This window comes from Streptomyces sp. NPDC051907 (genome assembly GCF_040681075.1).
Classification (GTDB): domain Bacteria; phylum Actinomycetota; class Actinomycetes; order Streptomycetales; family Streptomycetaceae; genus Streptomyces.
This window is the reverse complement of the sequence record NZ_JBFAYB010000028.1, coordinates 22,045-43,176: the sequence shown is the minus strand read 5'-3', so window position 1 is coordinate 43,176 and position 21,132 is coordinate 22,045. Positions and strand designations below refer to the sequence as shown.

Annotated in this window: 19 protein-coding genes, 2 pseudogenes and 1 riboswitch; of the genes and pseudogenes, 1 reads left to right on the top strand and 20 read right to left on the bottom strand. The window is 71.2% G+C overall.

Features of this window, described 5'->3' with window-relative positions:
- Positions 1-3: 3 nt before the first annotated feature.
- From AB0M39_RS17380 to rpsB, 9 genes are all read right to left on the bottom strand, one after another.
- Positions 4-1,032: an ABC transporter ATP-binding protein gene (locus AB0M39_RS17380; RefSeq protein ID WP_365365066.1), complete on the bottom strand. Its 1,029-nt coding sequence runs from the start codon at positions 1,030-1,032 to the stop codon at positions 4-6.
- Complete coding sequence (locus AB0M39_RS17375; RefSeq protein ID WP_365365064.1) at positions 1,032-2,648, bottom strand: iron ABC transporter permease; 1,617 nt, start codon at positions 2,646-2,648, stop codon at positions 1,032-1,034. The genes AB0M39_RS17380 and AB0M39_RS17375 overlap by 1 nt, the downstream gene beginning before the upstream one ends.
- Before the next feature lie 56 nt (positions 2,649-2,704).
- On the bottom strand, positions 2,705-3,802 hold the full coding sequence (locus AB0M39_RS17370; RefSeq protein ID WP_365365062.1) for a thiamine ABC transporter substrate-binding protein: 1,098 nt from the start codon (positions 3,800-3,802) through the stop codon (positions 2,705-2,707).
- A 68-nt stretch (positions 3,803-3,870) separates the two neighbouring features.
- A riboswitch (TPP riboswitch) is annotated at positions 3,871-3,992 on the bottom strand.
- A 30-nt stretch (positions 3,993-4,022) separates the two neighbouring features.
- A complete protein-coding gene (rlmN, locus tag AB0M39_RS17365; RefSeq protein ID WP_365365060.1) occupies positions 4,023-5,129 on the bottom strand; it encodes a 23S rRNA (adenine(2503)-C(2))-methyltransferase RlmN in 1,107 nt (368 codons plus the stop codon).
- Positions 5,130-5,467: 338 nt separating this feature from the next.
- On the bottom strand, positions 5,468-6,580 hold the full coding sequence (locus tag AB0M39_RS17360; RefSeq protein ID WP_365365058.1) for a phosphatidate cytidylyltransferase: 1,113 nt from the start codon (positions 6,578-6,580) through the stop codon (positions 5,468-5,470).
- Positions 6,580-7,137 carry a ribosome recycling factor gene (frr, locus tag AB0M39_RS17355; protein ID WP_365365056.1) on the bottom strand — a complete coding sequence of 186 codons (558 nt, stop codon included), beginning with the start codon at positions 7,135-7,137 and terminating at the stop codon, positions 6,580-6,582. The genes AB0M39_RS17360 and frr overlap by 1 nt, the downstream gene beginning before the upstream one ends.
- Before the next feature lie 137 nt (positions 7,138-7,274).
- Positions 7,275-8,057, bottom strand: a complete 783-nt coding sequence (gene pyrH / locus AB0M39_RS17350) for a UMP kinase (RefSeq protein ID WP_365365054.1) — start codon at positions 8,055-8,057, stop codon at positions 7,275-7,277.
- 159 nt (positions 8,058-8,216) lie between these two features.
- A complete protein-coding gene (gene tsf / locus AB0M39_RS17345) occupies positions 8,217-9,053 on the bottom strand; it encodes a translation elongation factor Ts (RefSeq protein WP_365365052.1) in 837 nt (278 codons plus the stop codon).
- 108 nt (positions 9,054-9,161) lie between these two features.
- Entirely contained in the window at positions 9,162-10,082 is a 921-nt protein-coding gene (rpsB, locus tag AB0M39_RS17340; protein WP_365365049.1) for a 30S ribosomal protein S2, read from the bottom strand.
- Positions 10,083-10,338: 256 nt separating this feature from the next.
- Here rpsB and AB0M39_RS17335 point away from each other — a divergent pair.
- A pseudogene (locus AB0M39_RS17335) lies at positions 10,339-11,064 on the top strand (M23 family metallopeptidase); the annotation flags it as partial.
- 295 nt (positions 11,065-11,359) lie between these two features.
- Here the strand turns inward: AB0M39_RS17335 and AB0M39_RS17330 are convergent.
- The 11 genes and pseudogenes from AB0M39_RS17330 to lepB (AB0M39_RS17280) all read right to left on the bottom strand — a co-directional run bounded on the left by AB0M39_RS17330 (position 11,360) and on the right by lepB (AB0M39_RS17280) (position 21,075).
- Entirely contained in the window at positions 11,360-11,917 is a 558-nt protein-coding gene (locus AB0M39_RS17330) for a helix-turn-helix domain-containing protein (protein ID WP_365365138.1), read from the bottom strand.
- 70 nt (positions 11,918-11,987) lie between these two features.
- On the bottom strand, positions 11,988-12,824 hold the full coding sequence (gene whiG, locus AB0M39_RS17325; protein WP_365365047.1) for an RNA polymerase sigma factor WhiG: 837 nt from the start codon (positions 12,822-12,824) through the stop codon (positions 11,988-11,990).
- 243 nt (positions 12,825-13,067) lie between these two features.
- Positions 13,068-14,270, bottom strand: coding sequence for a DNA-processing protein DprA (gene dprA, locus AB0M39_RS17320; RefSeq protein ID WP_365365045.1), 1,203 nt, complete (start codon positions 14,268-14,270; stop codon positions 13,068-13,070).
- Complete coding sequence (locus AB0M39_RS17315; protein ID WP_365365043.1) at positions 14,267-15,883, bottom strand: YifB family Mg chelatase-like AAA ATPase; 1,617 nt, start codon at positions 15,881-15,883, stop codon at positions 14,267-14,269. Before AB0M39_RS17315 ends, dprA begins: the two co-directional genes overlap by 4 nt.
- Entirely contained in the window at positions 15,884-16,255 is a 372-nt protein-coding gene (locus AB0M39_RS17310) for a YraN family protein (protein ID WP_365365042.1), read from the bottom strand.
- Positions 16,256-16,373: 118 nt separating this feature from the next.
- Positions 16,374-16,682, bottom strand: coding sequence for a DUF2469 domain-containing protein (locus AB0M39_RS17305; protein ID WP_003965949.1), 309 nt, complete (start codon positions 16,680-16,682; stop codon positions 16,374-16,376).
- Between the two features lie 55 nt (positions 16,683-16,737).
- Positions 16,738-17,250 (bottom strand): NUDIX hydrolase, encoded by a 513-nt coding sequence (locus AB0M39_RS17300; protein WP_365365040.1) that lies wholly within the window; start codon positions 17,248-17,250, stop codon positions 16,738-16,740.
- A 127-nt stretch (positions 17,251-17,377) separates the two neighbouring features.
- Positions 17,378-18,142, bottom strand: coding sequence for a signal peptidase I (gene lepB / locus AB0M39_RS17295; protein WP_365365038.1), 765 nt, complete (start codon positions 18,140-18,142; stop codon positions 17,378-17,380).
- 71 nt (positions 18,143-18,213) lie between these two features.
- Entirely contained in the window at positions 18,214-19,137 is a 924-nt protein-coding gene (gene lepB / locus AB0M39_RS17290) for a signal peptidase I (RefSeq protein WP_365365136.1), read from the bottom strand.
- Positions 19,058-20,111: pseudogene (gene lepB / locus AB0M39_RS17285) on the bottom strand (signal peptidase I); the annotation flags it as partial. The gene lepB (AB0M39_RS17290) and the pseudogene lepB (AB0M39_RS17285), both read right to left, overlap by 80 nt.
- Complete coding sequence (gene lepB / locus AB0M39_RS17280) at positions 20,104-21,075, bottom strand: signal peptidase I (protein ID WP_365365036.1); 972 nt, start codon at positions 21,073-21,075, stop codon at positions 20,104-20,106. The pseudogene lepB (AB0M39_RS17285) and the gene lepB (AB0M39_RS17280), both read right to left, overlap by 8 nt.
- Positions 21,076-21,132: the final 57 nt, after the last annotated feature.

Here is a 21,132-nt window from a genome sequence, read left to right as displayed (position 1 = left end):
CGGCTATAGCGAGTCCAGCACCACCACGTCGTCCGCCGCGAACACGACGCCCACGTCGGCCCCCTCGTGCGGAGCGTCCCGCAAGGAGCACTCCGCCTCCAGGGGCGGGCCGTCGAGGGGGCGCAGCCGTACGGCGACGTGGTTGCCCCGGAACGTACGCCCCTCGACCGTGCAGGGCAGCCCGTCGGCCACGCCGACCAGCCGTACGCCCGCCGGCCTGACCAGCACCTCGCGCCCGCCCTGCGGCGAGCCGTCCGGGACGGGGATCTTGCCCCAGACCGTGTCGGCGGCCGTGCCGCTGACCGTCGCCGCGACCACGTTGTCGAAGCCGAGGAAGCGGGCCACGAACGCGGAGGCGGGCCGCTGCCAGACCTCCAGCGGCGTGCCCGCTTGGGCGATGAGGCCGTCCCGCATCACGACGACGCGGTCGGCGAGGGCGAAGGCCTCGCCCTGGTCGTGGGTGACGGCGAGCACGGTCGTGCCCAACCGCCCGAACAGGGAGCGCAGTTCGACCACGAGCCGCTCCCGCAGTCCCCGGTCCAGTTGGCCGAGCGGCTCGTCCAGCATCAGCAGCCGGGGCTCGGGGGCGAGCGCCCGGGCCAGCGCGACGCGCTGCTGCTCGCCGCCGGAGAGCGAGGCCACGGCCCTCTTCTGCGCGCCGGGCAGGCCGACGAGGTCCAGCAACTCCCCCGTGCGCGCCGACTGCCCGGCCCTGGACACACCGCGCATGCGCAGCCCGAAGGCGACGTTGCCGCCCACGTCCCGCTGCGGGAAGAGCTGGTGGTCCTGGAACATCAGGCCGACCCCGCGACGGTGCACCGGCACACCGGCCTGGTCCGCGCCGGACAGGAGCACGCGGCCGCTATGGACGTCCTGAAGGCCCGCGACGACCCGCAGCAGCGTGGACTTGCCGCTGCCGCTCGGCCCGAGCACACAGACGATCTCGTGCTCGGCGACCTCCAGGTCCACCGAGTCGAGCGCCGCCCGCGCCCCGAACCGCACGGTCACGTCCTCCAGTCGCAGCAAGGCCATCAGAACTCCCCGGAGGTCTTGTCGGTGCGGATCCGCTCCAGCAGCAGCAGCGCCGCCGCGCAGACGGCCATCAGGATCGTGCTCAGTGCCATCGCCTGCCCGTAGTTGAGCTCGCCGGGGCGGCCGAGCAGCCGCGCCACGGCCACCGGCAGCGTGGGATTGTCGGGCCTGGCGATGAAGACCGTCGCCCCGAACTCGCCCAGGGACACGGCGAAGGCGAACCCCGCGGCGATGAGGACGGCCCGCCGCACCAGCGGCAGATCGACCTCCCGCCAGGCCCGCAGCGGAGACGCGCCGAGGACCGCGGCCGCCTCGCGCAGCCGGTCGTCGACCGCCCGCAGGACGGGCAGCATCGTCCGTACGACGAAGGGGACGCCGACCAGCGCCTGTGCCAGCGGCACCAGGATCCAGGTCGCCCGCAGATCCAGCGGCGGCTCGTCGAGCGTGATCAGGAAGCCGAAGCCTACGGTCACCGCGGAGACGCCGAGCGGCAGCATGAGCAGCGCGTCGAAGCCGCGTACGAGCCGGCCGGCCCGCCGGGTCAGCGCTGCCGCGGCCAGTCCGCCGACGACGAGCGCTATAGCGGTCGCGACCAGCGCGTACTCCAGGGAGTTCCACACCGCTTCGATGGGCGGCACCAGGAACGCCCCGCCGCTCACGTCCATCTCGCCGAGCGCCCGGTAGTAGCCGAGGCCGTACCCGTCGGGCCCGTCGAAGGAGCGCTCGACCAGGACGCCCAGCGGCACGAGGATCAGCAGCACGATGGTGAGCAGCACCCCGCCGAGCAGCGCCCACTGGCCCGGGCCGCGCGGCCGGCGCGCGGTCTGCGCCGGGTCGACCAGCCGCAGTGCGCTCTCTCGGCGCCGCACGGTCCACGCGTGCACGGCGAGGATCGCGCCCACCGCGGCGAACTGCGCGATCGTCAGCACGGCCGCCGTGGACAGGTCCAGCAGCTGGGCGGTCTGCCGGTAGATCTCCACCTCGAGCGTGGAGAACGTCGGTCCGCCGAGGATCTGCACGATGCCGAAGGAGGTGAAGGTGAAGAGGAAGACCATCAGGGCGGCGGCGGCCACGGAGGGCCCGAGCGCGGGCAGCGTCACCCGCCGCCAGGCCGCCAGGCGCCCGGCGCCCAGCACGCGGGCGGCCTCCTCCTGACGTGGGTCGAGCTGCGACCACAGGCCGCCCACGGTCCGTACGACGACGGCGTAGTTGAAGAAGACGTGGGCGAGCAGGATCGCCCACACCGTGGTGTCCAGCCGTACGCCCCACATCTCGTCGAGCAGCCCGCCGCGCCCGAGCAGCGCGAGGAACGCCGTGCCGACGACGACGGTCGGCAGGACGAACGGCACGGTGACCACCGCCCGCAGCAGCTGCTTGCCGGGGAACTCCAGCCGGGCGAAGACGTACGCGCCGGGCAGGGCGATCAGGAGGGTGAGCGCGGTCGAGGCGAGCGCCTGCCAGGCGGTGAACCACAGGACGTGCAGGATGTCGGAGCGGCCGAGCACCTCGCCGATCCGGCCGAACTGCCATACCCCGTCGATCTGGAGGCCGCGGGCGACGATCGCCGTGACGGGGTAGGCGAAGAAGACCGCGAAGAACGCGACGGGCCCGGCCATCAGCCCGAGCCGCGCCGCGCTCCCGCGCGGGGATCTCGTCCCTCGGGGGGACTTCGTTACTTCAGGACGAGCGAGGACCATGACTGGATCCACTGCTCACGGTTCTTGGCGATCTTCTCCGGGTCCACGGTCTCCGGCTGGTCGACGACCACGCCGTGCTTGGCGAACAGCGCGGGCAGCTTCGCGTCCTTGAGCACCGGGTTGACGAACATGTTCAGCGGCATGTCCTCCTGGAACTGCTTGCTCACCAGGAAGTCCAGCAGCGCCTTGCCGCCCTCCTCGTTCTTCGCGCCCTTGAGCAGGCCCGCGAACTCGGTCTGGCGGAAGCATGTGCCGGTGGCGACGCCCGTGGGCGCCTCGGCCGGCTGCGGCTCGGAGTAGAGGACCTCGACCGGCGGGCTGGAGGCGTAGGAGACGACCAGCGGGCGGTCCCCCTTGGCCTTCTTGCCGCCGGCGGAGCCGGAGAACTCCTCGTTGTACGCCTGCTCCCAGCCGTCGACGACCTTGACGCCGTTGTCCTTGAGCTTCTGCCAGTAGCCCTCCCAGCCGTCGTCTCCGTAGGCGGCGACGGAGCCGAGCAGGAAGCCGAGGCCGGGCGAGGAGGTCGCGGCGTTCTCGACGACGAGCAGGTCCTTGTAGGCGGGCTCGGCCAGGTCGTCGAAGGTCTTCGGCGGTGCGAGCTTCTTGTCGGCGAAGTACTTCTTGTCGTAGTTGACGCAGACGTCGCCGGTGTCGACGGGCGTGACGCGGTGCTGTCCCCTGTCCAGCTGAGCCGCGTCGGCGACCTGGTCCAGGCCCTTGGCCTCGTACGACGTGAACAGGTCGTTGTCGAGGGCGCGCGAGAGCAGGGTGTTGTCGACGCCGAAGAAGACGTCGCCCTGCGGAGAGCCCTTGGTGAGGATCTCCTTGTTGAGGGCTTCGCCGGCGTCCCCGCTCTCGAGGACCCTGACCGTGTAGCCGGTCTCCTTGGTGAAGGCCTTCAGCACGGCGGGGGAGGCGGCGAAGGACTCGTGGCTGACCAGGGTCACGGTCTTGGACTTCGTCGAGGAGCCGGCGTCCGACGAGTCCTTGGACTCGCCTCCGCAGGCGGCGAGCGTGCTCACGCCCAGCGCCGCGGCCAGCGCGGCGCCGACGATCTTCTTGGTACTGCTCACTGAGATTCCTCCTGGAGTGACCAGGAAGAGACGCGGCCCTGCTCACGGAAGTGAGCAGGGCGCAACAGCTTGAGTGGTGACCGAACTTCCTACCCAGAATGACCTGGGCAAGGTTCAGAGGGTCTGCGACCAGTGCTCTTTCAGAGCTGTGCCGCACTCTCAGCGCTGTGGCGCTCCCCTGTCGGAATATGCAGATGTTCGAGCCCAGATTACATGGGCCCTACCTCTCCGAAGCGGCCAGCTGACCGCACGCTCCGTCGATCTCCTGGCCACGGGTGTCACGGACGGTGACCGGCACTCCGTGCGCGGCGATGGCCTCCACGAAGGCCTTCTCGTCCTCGGGCCGCGAGGCGGTCCACTTCGACCCCGGCGTGGGGTTGAGCGGGATGAGGTTCACATGGACCCTCTTGCCCTTGAGCAGCCGGCCCAGCAGGTCGCCTCGCCAGGCCTGGTCGTTGATGTCCCTGATCAGCGCGTACTCGATGGAGATCCGGCGGCCGGACTTCTCGGCGTACTCCCACGCGGCGTCCAGGACCTCGCGGACCTTCCAGCGGGTGTTGACGGGGACCAGGGTGTCGCGCAGCTCGTCGTCCGGGGCGTGCAGCGAGACGGCGAGACGGCACTTGAAGCCCTCGTCGGCGAACCGCAGCATCGCCGGGACCAGACCGACGGTCGAGACGGTGATCCCGCGCTGGGAGAGCCCGAGGCCGTCCGGCTCGGGGTCGGTGAGCCGGCGGATGGAGCCGACGACCCGCTTGTAGTTGGCGAGCGGCTCGCCCATTCCCATGAAGACGATGTTGGAGAGCCTGGCGGGCCCGCCGGGGACCTCGCCGTCGCGCAGGGCGCGCATGCCGTCGACGATCTGGTGCACGATCTCGGCGGTGGACAGATTGCGGTCGAGCCCGGCCTGCCCGGTGGCGCAGAACGGGCAGTTCATCCCGCAGCCGGCCTGCGAGGAGATGCACATGGTGACCCGGTCCGGGTAGCGCATCAGCACGGACTCGACGAGCGTGCCGTCGTGCAGCCGCCACAGGGTCTTGCGGGTGGTGTCGTCGTCGCACGAGATGTGCCGGACGACGGACATCAGGTCGGGAAGCAGCTCGGAGGCGAGCTTCTCGCGCGAGGCCGCGGGGATGTCGGTCCACTGGGCCGGGTCGTGGGCGTACCGCGCGAAGTAGTGCTGCGACAGCTGCTTGGCGCGGAACGGCTTCTCGCCGATCGCGGCGACGGCGTCCTTGCGCTCGGCGGGCGTGAGGTCGGCGAGGTGCCGCGGCGGCTTCTTGGCTCCGCGGGGCGCGACGAAAGTGAGTTCTCCGGGCTTGGGCATGGTGGTACCAGTGTCGCAGAAGGATTCTCGTGGCCTGGGGCTGCGGTCCGGCGGGGTGGGCGTCCGGGCGGGCCGGCCGTTCTCGAGGGGCCGGCAGTGGGCCCAGCCCCGGAGCGGTTCTGGCTGGCCAGCGGGCCGGACGCCCGATGCGGCCAAGCCGAGCCGGCTCGGCTGCCGGCTGCGCGGGCGTGGCCAAGCCCTCATCCGCACTGGCCGGAACGAGCCCATGGGGTCGCCGATGTTGCCCGCGGGGCTTCCCCGGTGACTCGTCCTGGGGAAGCCAAGAAGCCCTCTACCGGCAGAGACGCTGGTAGAGGGCTTCGCGACAGCGTGCCGGATCAGCCCGTGCCGACGAAGACCACCATCAGCAGCCACACCACCGGCGCCGTCGGCAGCAGCGAGTCCAGCCGGTCCATGATCCCGCCGTGGCCCGGCAGGAGCGTGCCCATGTCCTTGATGCCGAGGTCCCGCTTGATCATGGACTCGCCCAGGTCGCCGAGCGTCGCGCTGACCGCCACGGCGAGGCCGAGCAGCAGGCCCTGCCACCAGGCGCCGTCGTCGATGAGGAACTCCATGCACAGCGCGCCCGCCGCCATGGCGAACGCCACCGCGCCGAGCAGGCCCTCGCGGGTCTTGCCGGGGCTGATGCGGGGGGCGAGCTTGTGCTTGCCGAAGCGCCAGCCGACGGCGTACGCGCCGGTGTCGCTGACCACCGTCAGCACCAGGAAGGTCAGCACCCGCCATGAGCCGTCGTCCGCCGTGAGCATCATGGCGACGAACGTCGCCAGGAAGGGGACGTAGAACGCCGCGAAGACGCCCGCCGTGACGTCCTTCAGATAGCCCTCGGGCGGCTCGGTCATCCGCCAGACCAGCACGGCGAGCGCCGTGAGCGCCATAGCGACCCACGCGCCCTCGGCCCCGCGCACATAGCCGGCCACGACCATCGCCGCGCCGCCGACCGCGAGCGGTACCAGCGGCGCCTTGATCTGCTTGCGCTCGTCGAGCCGCGAGGTGAGCTCCCAGAGCCCGACCACCACGGCGACCGCGATAACGCCGACGAACACCGCCTTGACGATGAAGAGCGATGCGACGATGACCGCACCGAGCCCTACGCCGACCCCTATGGCTGCTCGCAGGTCGCGGCCGGCCCGCTTCTTCTGCGGCGGCTCGGGGGCCGCCGGCGGCGGGGTTGCCATGGGCTCCTGGGGCATCTCATCCCGGAACAGGGGGCCGCTCAGCCGAGCAGCCCCCTGGTCGCGGTCGTTTCGGTCGTCGCCGTCACTCGGTTCATCGGCGTCTCTACCTGCGTCGGGAAAGTCCGGCACGATGGGCATGGGCCGAGTCTGCTGTGCCTCATGCCCATCGTATGCGGGACCCGCCGGGGCAGGCCCCTGGTCGGGCGGTCCCCAGAAACCGGCTCTCGGCGGGGCCCCCCACGAAGAGTCGTTCATCAGACCTCGAGCAGCTCGGCTTCCTTGTGCTTCAGGAGCTCGTCCACCTGCGCCACGTACTTCGCGGTGGTGTCGTCGAGCTCCTTCTCGCCGCGGCGGCCCTCGTCCTCGCCGACCTCGCCGTCCTTGATCAGCTTGTCGATGGTCTCCTTGGCCTTGCGGCGCACGGAGCGGATCGAGATCTTGGAGTCCTCGGCCTTGGTCTTGGCGACCTTGATGTACTCCTTGCGGCGGTCCTGGGTGAGCTCGGGGAAGACCACCCGGATGATATTGCCGTCGTTGCTCGGGTTGACGCCGAGGTCGGAGTCGCGGATCGCCTGCTCGATGTTGCGCAGCGCGCTCTTGTCGAACGGAGTCACCACGGCCATCCGCGGCTCGGGCACCGAGAACGACGCCAGCTGGTTGATCGGAGTCAGCGCGCCGTAGTAGTCCGCCACGATCTTGTTGAACATCGCCGGGTGCGCACGGCCGGTGCGGATCGCGGCGAAGTCCTCCTTGGCGACCACGACGGCCTTCTCCATCTTCTCCTCGGCCTCGAGGAGGGTCTCTTCGATCACCACTTGCTCCTGCGTGTCTTGAGTAGGCCCGGCGTGCAACAGGGCCGGCGGAACCTGCGTCGCGTCTTCCCTGCACGGTGTCCGACCGGCAGGACTTTGTCTATCCCTCGAGGCATGCCCCTGAGGGACGCCCCGAGTCAGGCCCGGGTGCCCTGGTCGCTCACGAGAGTGCCGATCTTCTCACCCTTGACTGCCCGAGCGATATTGCCTTCGGCGAGCAGTTCGAAGACGAGGATCGGCAGGGCGTTGTCGCGGCAGAGAGTGATGGCGGTGGCGTCGGCGACCTTGAGGTTGCGGGAGAGCACCTCGCCGTACTCGAGCGCGTCGAACTTGACCGCGTCCGGGTTGGCCTTGGGGTCGGAATCGTAGACCCCGTCGACGCCGTTCTTGCCCATCAGCAGGGCTTCCGCGTCGATCTCCAGCGCGCGCTGCGCCGCGGTGGTGTCGGTGGAGAAGTACGGCATGCCCATACCGGCGCCGAAGATGACGACGCGGCCCTTCTCCAGGTGCCGCACGGCGCGCAGCGGGATGTACGGCTCCGCGACCTGGCCCATGGTGATGGCGGTCTGGACGCGGGAGTCGATGCCCTCCTTCTCCAGGAAGTCCTGGAGAGCGAGGCAGTTCATGACCGTGCCGAGCATGCCCATGTAGTCGGAGCGGGCCCGGTCCATGCCGCGCTGCTGGAGCTCGGCCCCGCGGAAGAAGTTGCCGCCGCCGATCACGACCGCGATCTGAGCACCGTCGCGCACGACCGCGGCGATCTCGCGCGCGATGGCGTGTACGACGTCGGGGTCGACGCCGAGTCCGCCGCCGCCGGCGAATGCCTCACCGGACAGCTTCAGCATGAAGCGCCCGGCGTTCTTGCCGTCGTGGTCGCTCTTGTCGTCGGCAGCCTTGTTGGCGTCCGCGCCCTTGTTCATGGAGATCTCCTCGTACACATACGAAGAAGGCCATTGCCGTTGGGTCTGGTGTCCCTGTCGGCAATGGCCTCCTCGTCAGATCTGCGGTCGTCCGGCGCGAGCGCGACCGGCGACTGCGTAAGGAACCCTAGCGGGCTCCCGGGTCGATCGCTTACCGGGTCAGATGCCGACCTTGATGCGCGAGAAGCGCTTCAGCGTGACACCGGCCTCGTCCAGGACCTTCTGGACGGACTTCTTGTTGTCGAGCGCGTAGGGCTGGCCAAGGAGCGTGGCCTCCTTGAAGAAGCCGTTGACGCGACCCTCGACGATCTTCGGGAGGGCGGCCTCGGGCTTGCCCTCGGCGCGCGTGGTCTCCTCGGCGACGCGGCGCTCGGACTCGACGACCTCGGCCGGGACGTCCTCGCGGGAGAGGTACTTCGGCGCGAAGGCGGCGATGTGCTGCGCGATGCCCTTGGCGACCTCGGCGTTCGGCTTGTCGAGCTCGACAAGGACACCGATCTGCGGCGGGAGGTCGGGCATGGTGCGGTGCATGTACGCCGTGACGTAGGCGCCGGAGAACTGCGCGAAGCGGTCCAGGACGATCTTCTCGCCGAGGTTGGCGTTGGCCTCGTCGACGTACGCCTGAACGGTCTTGCCGGCCTCGATCTCGGAGCCGAGCAGCGCGGCGATGTCGGCCGGGGAGGTCGCGGCGACGTGCGCGGCGAGCGAGTTGGCGACGGCCTGGAACTTCTCGCCCTTGGCGACGAAGTCCGTCTCGCACTTCAGCTCGACGATGACACCCGAGGTGTTGTCGTCGGCGATGAGGGAGACGACGGCGCCGTTCTCGGCGGAGCGGCCCTCGCGCTTGGCGACGCCCTTCTGGCCCTTGATGCGCAGCGCCTCGACGGCCTTGTCGACGCTGCCGTCGGCCTCGTCCAGGGCCTTCTTGCAGTCCATCATGCCGGCGCCGGTGAGCTCGCGGAGCTTCTTGACGTCAGCGGCGGTGTAGTTCGCCATGTCCTTGAATCTCTCTCGAAAGTCGAAAGTCGAAGATCTACGGGTGAGCGGCGGGGGCCGGCGCTTGTGGCGCCGCCCCCCGCCGTTTCACCTACCGAACCTGTGCGGTCAGGCCTGCTCGGCGTCCGCGGCCGGAGCCTCGGCGGCCGGGGCCTCGGCGGCGGGAGCCTCGGCCGCGGGGGCCTCAGCGGCCGGAGCCTCGGCAGCAGGAGCCTCGGCCGGCTTCTCGGCCTCGGCGTCGTCGGCCTTCTTCTCGCCCTCGAGCAGGTCGCGCTCCCACTCGGCGAGGGGCTCGCCGGCGGCCTTCTCGCCCGGCTTGGAGTCGCCGGTGGCGACGCCGGAGCGGGCGATGAGGCCCTCGGCGACGGCGTCGGCGATCACGCGGGTGAGCAGGGTGACGGAGCGGATCGCGTCGTCGTTGCCCGGGATCTTGTAGTCGACCTCGTCCGGGTCGCAGTTGGTGTCCAGGATCGCGACGACCGGGATGTGGAGCTTGCGCGCCTCACCGACGGCGATGTGCTCCTTCTTGGTGTCGACGATCCAGACGGCGCTCGGCACCTTCTGCATCTCGCGGATGCCGCCGAGGGTCTTCTCCAGCTTGGCCTTCTCGCGGGAGAGGACCAGCAGCTCCTTCTTGGTGAGGCCAGAGGCGGCCACGTCCTCGAAGTCGATCTGCTCGAGCTCCTTGAGGCGCTGCAGACGCTTGTAGACGGTGGAGAAGTTGGTCAGCATGCCGCCGAGCCAGCGCTGGTTGACGTAGGGCATGCCCACGCGCGTCGCCTGCTCGGCGATCGCTTCCTGCGCCTGCTTCTTGGTGCCGACGAACATGATGGAGCCGCCGTGCGCGACGGTCTCCTTGACGAACTCGTAGGCGCGGTCGATGTACGACAGCGACTGGAGCAGGTCGATGATGTAGATGCCGTTGCGCTCCGTGAAGATGAAACGCTTCATCTTCGGGTTCCAACGACGGGTCTGGTGACCGAAGTGGACGCCGCTTTCCAGCAGCTCCCGCATCGTGACGACGGCCATGGCCGTATCTCCTTGGATTCTCGGTTACGTCCTGACGCCCCGACGCGCCGTGCCACAAGGGACCGAGGAGCGCGGCCACCGACTGCTGAGAGTCTGATGGCGGGGCGTGCGAAGTCGACCCGGTGACCCGGATCGCCAGAAGAAGTGTACGGGACCCAGGCAGTGCCGGGTGACGGAGCTGTCCACAACCGGCCGGTTGTCCACAGATCCGGACCTTGATCCACTCTCCTGCGCAATGTGCGGGACGGTCGTGGCCATGTACCTCGTCCCGCACCGCGGACTCCGCGGACCCGCGCTCTCGCCGTCGTCGGCACGCTTTCCCGTGCGCTTCCTGGGGCTTCCCCGCGGGCTCCTGCTCGTTCTGGGGGTCGCTCTGGGGGTCGTTTTCGGGCTGATTCTCGTGCTGGTTCTCGGGCTCGGGCCGATCCCGGCCTCGGCGGCACGGGCATTGTCGGCGGCTCCGGCGGCTCGTGCGGCTTCGGCGGGCGGCGACCAGGGCGGCGCCCGTGGCGATACGGGCCGAAGCTGGCCATTGGGGCCACCGCGTCCCGTGGTCGTACGGGGCTGGGAGCCGCCGCTCTCGCCGTATGGGCCAGGACACCGGGGCGTCGACCTCGCGGCGCCCCCGGGCAGCCCGGTGCGGGCGGTCGCGGCGGGCAAGGTCCTGTTCGCGGGACGGGTCGCGGGCCGCGGGGTGCTCTCGCTGAGCCTCACCGGTACGGGTGACCCGCCGCTGCGCACCACGTACGAACCCGTGAGCTCCCTGCTGCCCGAGGGCGCGGAGGTGCTGGCCGGCCAGGTGGTGGGGCGGGTCGAGCGGGGCCCCTCGCACTGCCAGGGCGACGGCTCCTCGGGGTGCCTGCACTGGGGACTGCTGCGGGGTACGGAGTACCTGGATCCGCTCTCCCTGCTGCCGCCCTGGATGCTGCGTCGCGCCCCGTCGCGCCTGCTGCCGGTCTTCGGAGTCCCGGAGCCGCCAGCCGAGCCGCCAGCCGAGACGACGGGGGAAGCGGCGGCGCAGACGCCTGCTGCCCGGGCGGAGGCGGGCATCGGCGGTCAGGCGGGGTTCGGTCTGGCGGCGGGCACCGGTGCGGGGTCGCTCCCGTCGGTACTTTCCTCGGCACTCCACACGGCGCTGCTCGTCGCGACCGCGGTTGCGGCCCACCGCGGAGTCGGCGGCGGGCGCGGCCGCGGACAGCCGGGCGACCGGGTCGGGCGCGGGCGCGCGTCACCGAGGGGAGGAGTGGGCTGGGCAGCGTGAGTCCGGCGGGCCGGGGTCAGCCCCGGACGCCTCGCAGCGCCATCGCCACAGCCGTCTCGGCGATGGCCTCCGGGTCCTCCGCCACGCCGAGCTCGATACGGCGGACCGCGGCGTCCACCACGCCCTGCAGGAGCATCGCCGCCAGCCGGGGCTGCTCCTGGCCTAGCTCGCCGAGCGCCTCGACGATCATCGCGATGAGCCCGCCGTGCGCGGCACGGATCTTCTCCCGCGCCCCGGCGTCCAGCTCGCTCGCCGAGATCGCGACGACCGCCCGGTGCCGCCGGTCGCCGACGAGCGCCAGCTGCTGCCGTACGTACGCCTCGACCTTGCCCTCCGCCGTGTCCGCGCGCTCCATCGCGGCCTCGACCTCCGCCGCCCAGACGGGGAAGTCGACGGCGCAGAGCTCCTCGACGACCGCGGCGCGCGAGCGGAAGTACTCATAGACCGAGGACCTGGCCAGGCCCGTTCGCTCGGCGAGGGCGGGGAAGGTCAAAGCCTCCGTACCGCCTTCGGACAGCAGGGAGCGCGCAGCGTCCAGCAGGGCGCCGCGCTGCATGGTCCGGTGCTCGGCCACGGAGGCCGCTCGAATCCTGGGCACGCCTCCACTTTACGGATGTCGCCCCCGGGGCAGGCAAGATTCGCGGTCAACGACCGACGTCGGCCAGCTTCGCGCGCAGCTGCAGCACGGACTTCGTGTGGATCTGGGAGACCCTGCTCTCGGTGACGCCGAGGACGTTTCCGATCTCGGCGAGGGTGAGGCCCTCGTAGTAGTAGAGGGTGACGACGGTCTTCTCGCGCTCCGGCAGGGTGTTGATGGCGCGGGCCAGAAGCCGCCGCAGCTCGCGGTCCTCGGCGACCTCGACGGGGTCGTCCGCGGCGGTGTCCTCCAGGGTGTCCATCAGGCTGAGCCGGTCGCCGGCCTCGCCGCCGGCGTGCAGCAGCTCCTCCAGCGCGACGACGTTCGCCAGCGACAACTGGCTGAAGACGGAGTGCAGTTCCTCGAGGCCCACGCCCATCTCGGCGGCGACCTCGCTCTCCGAGGGGGTGCGCCGCAGCTGCGCTTCGAGCGTGGCGTAGGCGCGCTCGACGGCCCTGGCCTTCTGCCGCACCGAGCGCGGGATCCAGTCCAGTGCGCGCAGCTCGTCGATCATCGCGCCGCGGATCCGGGTGATGGCGTACGTCTCGAACTTGATCGATCGTTCGATGTCGAACTTCTCGATGGCGTCGATCAGTCCGAAGACCCCGGAGGAGACGAAGTCCGCCTGCTCGACGTTGGCCGGCAGACCGACGCTGACCCGGCCCGCGACGTACTTCACCAGGGGCGAGTAGTGCAGGATCAACTGCTCGCGCAGCCGCTCGTCACCCGTGGCCTTGTACGACCGCCATAGCTCGTCGAGCGACGAGGGAGCGGGGGGCCGCACGGTGCCACGGGCAGCGGGGGGCACTGCCGCGCGGTCAGACCCGGAGGTGTGCTGGGGCATGCGTTGCCTTGAGCCGTTCTGCTGTGATGCGGGAGGGGACGAGCGGTCTGGTCCGGAATTCTGGTGAGCGTAGCGTGACTGCAGTGTTGCGGTGGGCGAAGGACGAGGGAACGAACCTGTGCGAGTGCCTGCCCTCGGCCACACCTTCGAACGAGGACCGACGCCGCGCGCGTCGGCCCCGCGGGCGCCGCCGACAGGATCGCCGATTTCGTCGCCAACACCTTTTCACCCGAATGCGCCAGGTCAAGTACCGCCTCGCCGCGCGTTCGAGCCCTGAATCACACGCTGCGTCAACTGCCAGTGGCTGCCGTGCCGTTCGACGAACCCCAAGGAGTGCAGTTCGTACAGCCTGCCGAGTGTCTCGTCGGGGGTCACCCCGGCGGTGCGCGCGATGCGCTCCGCCGCTGCCGCGCCCCGGGCGGGCAGGGCCTCGAGGACACGGGCGCTGACGGGATCCAGCAGGTCCTTGGGGAGGACCGGGCCTCGGCGGTCCGGGGCGAGGTCGCCCATGTCCCCGACCAGCTCCGCGACGTCGGACGCGTCGGTGACCAGGACCGCCTCGCCGCGCAGGAGTTCGTGCACGCCGGCTGAGAGGCCGCTGGTCACGGGCCCGGGCACGCCTATCGTGAAGCGGCCCAGCTGTGCCGCGGCCCTCGCCGTGACCAGCGATCCGCTGCGGTACTCGGCCTCCACGACGACGGTCCCCCGGGTAAGGGCGGCGATCACGCGGTTGCGGAGGATGAACCTGCTGGGCGTGGGATGGTCGCCGGGGGCCAACTCGGCGACGATCAGGCCCTGTTCCGCGATCCGGCCGATCAGTTCGCAGTGCCCCCTCGGATAGACGACGTCGACCCCGCAGGCGAGCACGGCGACCGTGGCCCCGCCCGCGCCCAGCGCGCCGCGGTGAGCGGATCCGTCGACCCCGAACGCCGCGCCCGACACCACGACCCACCCCCGCTCGGCGAGCCCCGCCGCGAGGCTGGCCGCCATATGCGCGCCGTAGGGCGTGCACGCCCTCGCGCCCACGACGGCGACCGATCGCAGCACCCATTTCCGCAGGTCAGGGCGGCCTCGCAGCCATAGCCCGATAGGGCGGGCATCGCCGAGGTCGTCGAGCTGGGTCGGCCATTCCGCGTCGCCGGGGCAGATGAACCGGCCTCCGGCGGCCGCCACCGCGGCCAGATCGCCGTGCGGCTCGGCCGCCTCCGCCCGTATCCGGTAGCCGGCGAGCCGCTTGGCGGTTGCTCCGGGGAGGGCGGGCTCGTCGCCGGGCGGGCAGGTGAGCCTCGCCATGAGCTCGCGGGCCCCGAACTGCCGCAGCCACTGGCCGGCCCGCCGGTCGCCGGGCTCGATCACCCGGGTCAGCGCCGCCCGCGCCGCCCGTTCGTCCTCAGCGGCTCTCCCCTCCGCCGCCGCTCCCGTGTCCGCTCCCCCGTCCGGCTTCACAGCACTCCCCCAGCCGCTGCCATGGGCGCGCCCCGGGAGACGCCGGTGCGCAGCTCCAGGGCGAGGTCCACGTCGTACGCCTGCGGCCGGTCCCGTCCGCCGAGGTCCGCGATCGTCCAGGCCACCCGCAGCACGCGGTCCAGTCCGCGTGCGGTGAGCAGCCCGCGCTCCAGGTCCCGCTCGGCCGCGGCGAGGGCTCCGGGCGCCACCAGCCAGCGCGTACGCAGCTCCTGGCCGGGAACCTCGCTGTTGACGGTCCACGGGGTGTCCCGCAGCCGTGCGGCCGCCCGCTCCCTGGCCTCTCTCACCCGCAGCGCGACGGCCGCCGTCGACTCGCCCCGGCCGCCCTGGCCCAGCAGATCCCCGCGGTTGACCGGCTCCACCTGGACCCGCAGGTCGACCCGGTCGAGCAGCGGCCCGGACAGCCGCGCCTGGTATCTGCGGATCACCGACGGCGGGCACTCGCACCCGGCTCCGTGCAGGGTGTGCCGCCCGCAGGGGCAGGGGTTGGCGGCGAGCACCATCAGAAAGCGTGCCGGCAGCCGCACCACTCCGGCGCTCCGCGCCACCACCACATGCCCGGACTCGAGCGGCTGGCGCAGCGCGTCCAGTGCCTTGCCCGAGAACTCGGGTGTCTCGTCGAGGAACAGCACGCCCCGGTGCGCCAGGGACACCGCTCCCGGCCTCGGCAGCCCGTTCCCCCCGCCGACCAGCGACTGCATCGTCGCCGAGTGGTGCGGCGCGCAGTACGGCGGCGTGCGCACCAGGGGCTGGCCCGGTGGCAGGATGCCCGCCACCGAGTGGACCGCCGTGACCTCCAGGGACTCCTGCCTGGTCAGCGGCGGCAGCACGCCGGGCAGCCGCTCCGCCAGCATCGTCTTGCCGGCGCCCGGCGGGCCGTGCAGCAGCAGATGGTGGCCGCCCGCCGCCGCCACCTCCAGCGCCGTGCGCGCCGCGCCCTGCCCGGCCACGTCGGCGAGGTCCGGGCCCTCCGCCGCCGAGGGCGCGAGCCCGGTGCCGACTCCCGCGCCGGGCAGCATCAGCCCGGCCAGCATGGGGTCGGGGCGGCCCTCGGGCGCGGGCTCCTCCTGGGGCACGGGCTCATTGCTCAGCACGGCGATGAGCTGGCGCAGACTCCGGACGCCCAGCACGGACACCCCTGGCACCAATGAGGCCTCCCCCGCCGTCTGCTCGGGGACCACCACCTGCCGGTACCCCGCCTCCGCCGCGGCGAGCACCGCGGGCAGCACCCCGCGCACCGGCCGCACCCGGCCGTCCAGCCCCAGCTCCCCGATCAGCACCAGGTCGGCCATGGCCCGGGGGTCGATGCGCTCCGAGGCGCCGAGCACCGCGATCGCCACGGCCAGATCGAAACCGCTGCCGCTCTTGGGCACGGACGCCGGGCTGAGCCCCACCGTGAGCTTCTTCTGCGGCCACTGGGCGCCGGAGTTCACCACGGCGGCCCTGACCCGGTCCCGGCTCTCCACCAGGCTCTTGTCCGGCAGCCCGACCAGCGCGAACGCGGCCACTCCCGGCTCCAGGTCCGCCTGGACCTCGACGACGACCCCTTCGACGCCCACCAGCGCCACGGAACACGCGCGAGCGAACCCCATTCAGGCCACCCCCCTGGCGTGCTCCACGACCGGGGCGCCCACGCGGGGCACGACCACGCCCACGAGGTCGATGCGCGCCCCGCCGGCGGGCGGGCCGCCGTGCCGGTCCAACCAGCACTCGGCGAGCCGTCTCAGCCGCTCCGCCTTCGCCGGCGTGATCGCGGCCATCGGATGCTCGAACGGTCCGTGCACGCCCGCTCTGCGGGTCTTGACCTCGCAGACGACCACCGCGTCGCCGTCCCTGGCCACGATGTCGATCTCGCCGGACCGTCCACAGCGCCAGTTCCGCGCCAGCACCGTCATACCGGCCTCGGCCAGCAGCCGTGCCGCCAGCGCCTCGCCGAACCGTCCCAGTGCCCCCGTCGCGTTCATATCGGCACCACCTCCGGCACCGACTGTGACGCGTCAGACCCCCACGTGTGGATCTTGGTGGAAAACCTGTCGACTGTGGACAACTCCGCCACCCGCGAGGGTGACCCCCGCGGGGCGATCAGCCGCCCGGCAGCTCGAGATCGCTCTTGTTGAGCTCCTCGATGTTCACGTCCTTGAACGTGAGCACCCTCACCTGCTTGACGAACCTGGCCGGGCGGTACATGTCCCAGACCCAGGCGTCCGCCATCGAGACCTCGAAGAAGACCTCGCCCTGGACCGAGTGCACCTGCATCTCGTAGTCGTTGGTGAGGTAGAAGCGCCGCTCGGTCTCGATCACGTATTTGAACAGCCCGACGACGTCTCGGTACTCCCGGTAGAGCTTCAGCTCCATCTCGGTCTCGTACTTCTCGAGGTCCTCGGCGCTCATGGCATGTTCCCCTTCAGCCGTGCGTCCCCCTATTGTGCGCCAGCCCCGTCAGCCCCTAGGCGATTTCGGGAGCCAGGACCACCGGTGCACTCGGAGGACCCTCGTCGAGCAGCGTGCGCAGCAGCTCGGCGAGCTTGGTCGGATACACCGTCTCACGCGCCGCCGACAGTTCGGCGGAGGTCCACCACCTCAGGCCCGCGACGCTTCGCCGCTCCAGCTCGGTCAGGCCGTGCTGCGCGGTCGCGGTCTGCGCGGTACGTGCCAGGAAGTACCACTCGTCCTGCTCCCAGCGGCGGCCGTCGAAGGGGAACGAGCAGTGCCGCTGCCACAGCACCGGCCCGAGCTCCACCTCGGTGATGCCGGTCTCCTCCGCCAGCTCGCGCAGCGCGGCCTCCGCCCGGCTCTCGCCGCCCTCCAGGCCGCCGCCGGGGGTGAACCACCAGTCGTCGGAGGGGTCGTCGGGCTCATGGCCGTGCAGCAGCAGAACGCGGTCCTGCGGATCGAGCAGCACGACCCGCGCGACCTGCCGCAGCCCGCCCTCGTACCTGTCCCCGGCCCCGCCACTCACACCGCCGGGCGAGCTGGGAGCGGCGTCGGACGCGCTGTCGGACGGCGCCGCGAAGCGAGCCCCCGAGGCAGCTCCGACAGGACCTCCCAAGGGCCCCTCAGAGGAGTCGTCGGACGGCCCGCCGCGCTCAACCGACATGGGCAGCCGTCTTGCTCCGGTCGCCGTCCGCAGCCCCGCGCCGCGACCTCGTCAGCAGCCGCGCGACGGGCCCGTACGCGGCTCCGCCCACGATCAGCAGCGCGCCGGCCGCCACAGCGCCCACGATCAGCACCACCGGCCCCGGCTGCGACACCCCGCCGGGCAGCTGTGCGAAGCCCTCCGGCCGCTCCACCAGTCCGCCGTCCAGCGGCCAGGCCACGGCGTCCAGGCGCGCCGTCACCGCCGAGCGCGGCACCGCGCCCTGCCCGGCGTCCTGAAGGTGCGAGCGGGAGTCCAGCGACCCCATGCGCTCGTCGCCGAGCAGGAACAGCTGCCCCTCGGGCACGGTCGCGGTGAAGTTGTTCGAGGCCGGGCCCTTGGTCCGCAGATACGGTTCGTCAATGGGCTTGCCGTTAATCGTCAGCTTGCCGCCGTCGCCGCAGCAGGCGACCGTGTCGCCGCCCACCCCGACCACGCGCTTGACCATGGGCGTATCGCCGCCCCACTGCTTGTCGCGGAAGACGACGATGTCCCCGCGCCGCACGTCGTCGCCGTCGATCCGCTCCGCCAGCACCCGGTCGTCCACATTGACGGTCGGGGACATCGAGTCGGTCGGCACGGTGTACGGCTGGTAGACCACGGCCCCCCAGATGAACCCGCCGAGGAAGAGCACACAGCCGACGGCCACGGCCAGCCCCGACAGTGCGCTGCCCAGGCGGCCGTGGCCGTCGTCCGTACGTCCTGTTCCGCTCATCCCAGCGCTCCCCTGCCTCGGAGACTCGTCCCCGGGAGACATCCCCGGGGATCGCGATCTGGGACGGCACCCTACCCGGCGGTACGGGCGCCGGTCAGCCTCCTCCTGCGCCACAGGACGATCGGCAGCGCGCCCGCCAGGCCCAGCGCCGGAGGCACGACGGCCCCGGCGGCGTTGAGTCCCGGCTGGTCGAAGGTGTCAGGCACCGGCAGCGTGGACCAGCGGCCGATCGGCCAGGCGACCACGACAGCGCGTCCGACGACCTTGTCGACCGGCACGAATCCGCCGTTCACGTCCTCCTGGTGGTACCGGGAGTCCTGGGAGTTCTGGCGGTGGTCGCCCATCACCCAGATCTTGTCGTCCGGCACCTTCAGCGGCCCAAAGGGCTGGTCGTCGCAGGGGGTGTCGCCCGGGTAGATGTACGGCTCGTCCAGCGCCTTGCCGTTGACCTTGACCGGGCCGCCCTTCTTGCACTCCACGGTGTCGCCGCCGACCGCGATGGTCCGCTTGATCAGGTCCTTCTCCTCGGCCGACGGCATCAGGCCGATGAAGCTCAAGAACTCCTGCACGATGTTGGGCTCGGGGACGGCCTCGTCCTCCAGCCAGCCGCCCGGGTCGTGGAAGACGACGACCTCGCCGCGCTCCGGCTCGGAGCCGAACCACGGGGTGAGCTTGTCGACCAGCACCCGGTCGCCGCGCTGCAGGGTGTTCTGCATCGAGTCCGAGGGGATCGAGAACGCCTGCACCAGGAAGGTCTTGATCAGGAGCGCCAGAAGCAGCGCGATACCGATCAGGAGCGGCAGCTCCTTCCAGAAGGAACGCTGCTTCTTCTGTCCCGTACCGCTGCCGTGCGAGGACTCGCCCGGACCGGACGCGTCCGATGTGCCGGACTCGCCGTCCGTCTCCGCCGACCCCGTCACGGCCGGGGACGACTCGGCGAGCTGCCTGGGCCTCTCCTCGGGCTCGTCGTGTCCGGAACGTGCGCCGACCGCCACATCCCCCACATCCACTCCTCACTCCGTGCGAACCGCCTGCCCCGTAGAAGACGCAGGCCCACCACTCCCATAACGAGCGGGAGTTCCGCAGGGCTCGGGAGCAGGATCAATCCGTTTCGACCCTGAGGAGACACACTATTCGACACGGGGAGCGCGGCGGCCGTCCCCGCGGGCGCGTCCGGCACGGATCCGTACGTCTCCGGCTCCTCCAGTTTGCTCCAACGATTCAGCGGCCACGCGATGACGACGGCCCGCCCGACGACCTCCTCCTCCGAAACGGTCCCGCGGTCCTTCTCGTCCAGGTGGAAACGGGAGTCGGCGGAGTCCTCGCGGTGGTCCCCCAGCACGAAGATCCGCCCGGCGGGCACCGTCACCTCGAAATTGATCTTGGAGGGGGCGTTTCCCGGGTAGATATAGGGCTCGCTGAGCGGCACGCCGTTGACGGTGACCTTCCCGCTGGCGTCGCAGCACCGCACGGTGTCCCCGCCGACCGCCACGACCCGCTTGATGAGGTCCTGCTCGTCGTCGGACGGCAGCAGGCCGATGAAGGTCAGCCCCTGCTTGATCTGCTTGATCCCTACCGGATCGTCCTTCTGCTTCTCCTCCGGCGGCAGCCAGCCTCCGGGGTCCCTGAAGACGACGACGTCGCCGCGCTGCGGCTTGGAGCCGAACCACGGCGTGAGCTTGTCGACCAGAACGCGGTCCTGGATCTGGATCGTCTGCTCCATAGAGCCCGACGGGATGACGAAGGCCTGCACCAGGAACGTCTTCAGCACCAGGGCGATCATCACCGCCACGCCTATCAGGAGGGGTATCTCCTTGACGGCGGACCGGCGGCGCTTGCGCTTCACCTTCAGGGCGAGCTTGCGCCGCTCGGCGCGCCCCGGCAGCGTCCGGGCCCCGTCGGTCGGGCGGGTCCCCGTAGGCAGCCGGGTGTCCGCCCGGTGGCTCGCCCGACGCCCGCGGTTACCCATGGGCGCCGCCCGGCGTTCGCGCGGGCTCCGGCACGCGGGAGAAGGCGTCGCCGGGCTCCAGCGAGGACCAGCGGCCCACGGGCCAGGCGATCCAGTCGGCGCGCCCGATCACCTCGTCGACGGGCACCATGCCGCCGCCCGGCTCGCCGAGGTGGTCGCGAGAGTCGCGCGAGGCGCTCCGGTGGTCCCCCATGACCCATAGCGTGCCCTGAGGCACCACGATGTCGAAGGCCACCTCGGAAGGGGCGTCGCCGGCGTGCAGGTACGGCTCGTCGACCGCTACCCCGTTCACCTCGATCCTGCCCCCCTTGTCGCAGCAGACGACACGGTCGCCGCCCACACCCACCACGCGCTTGACGAAGTCGGTCTCGGCGGGCTCGGACAGCCCGAGTGCCGAGAGGACCCCGCGTGTGAACGCGCTGACGGGATTCTCCCGCACGGTCTCCTGCACGAAGGAGCCCGTTCCGTCGAAGACGATCACGTCTCCGCGCTCCGGCTCGGACCCGAAGCTGTACGCCAGCTTGTTCACCAGCACCCGGTCCCCGACCCTCAGAGCCGGCTCCATAGAGGTGCTGGGGATCTGGAAGGGCTGCACCACGAACTGGCTCAGCAGCAGCAAGAAGACCGTGCAGGCGGCGCCGAGCAGCCCTGCCGAACGCCATGACAGCACAGACAGGCGTGAGAGAGGCGTAAAGGGGCGCCGAGCAGAACGCGCGGCGGAGCGGGACGAACGCCCTGTAGAGCGCGCCGAGTCCGCGCTGGTGCGAGCCTCGTCCCCGCCGGACTGATCGGCTTCCCTGGCGGATCGATCCGCCTCCCCGCCTGTACGAACGGCCTCCGCGCCCGTACGACCGGCTTCCGCGGCGGAGCGGGACGAACGCACAGAGCGCGACCCCTCTCCCTCAACCCCGGCTCCGGGGGCGGAAGAGCGGTCGCGCTCTGTGTGCTGTGCTTCGGTGTCCATCGGGGCCAGAGCCTATCCGGCGGCCCCTGTGGCCCGTGCGCGAGTGTGAGCCGAAGC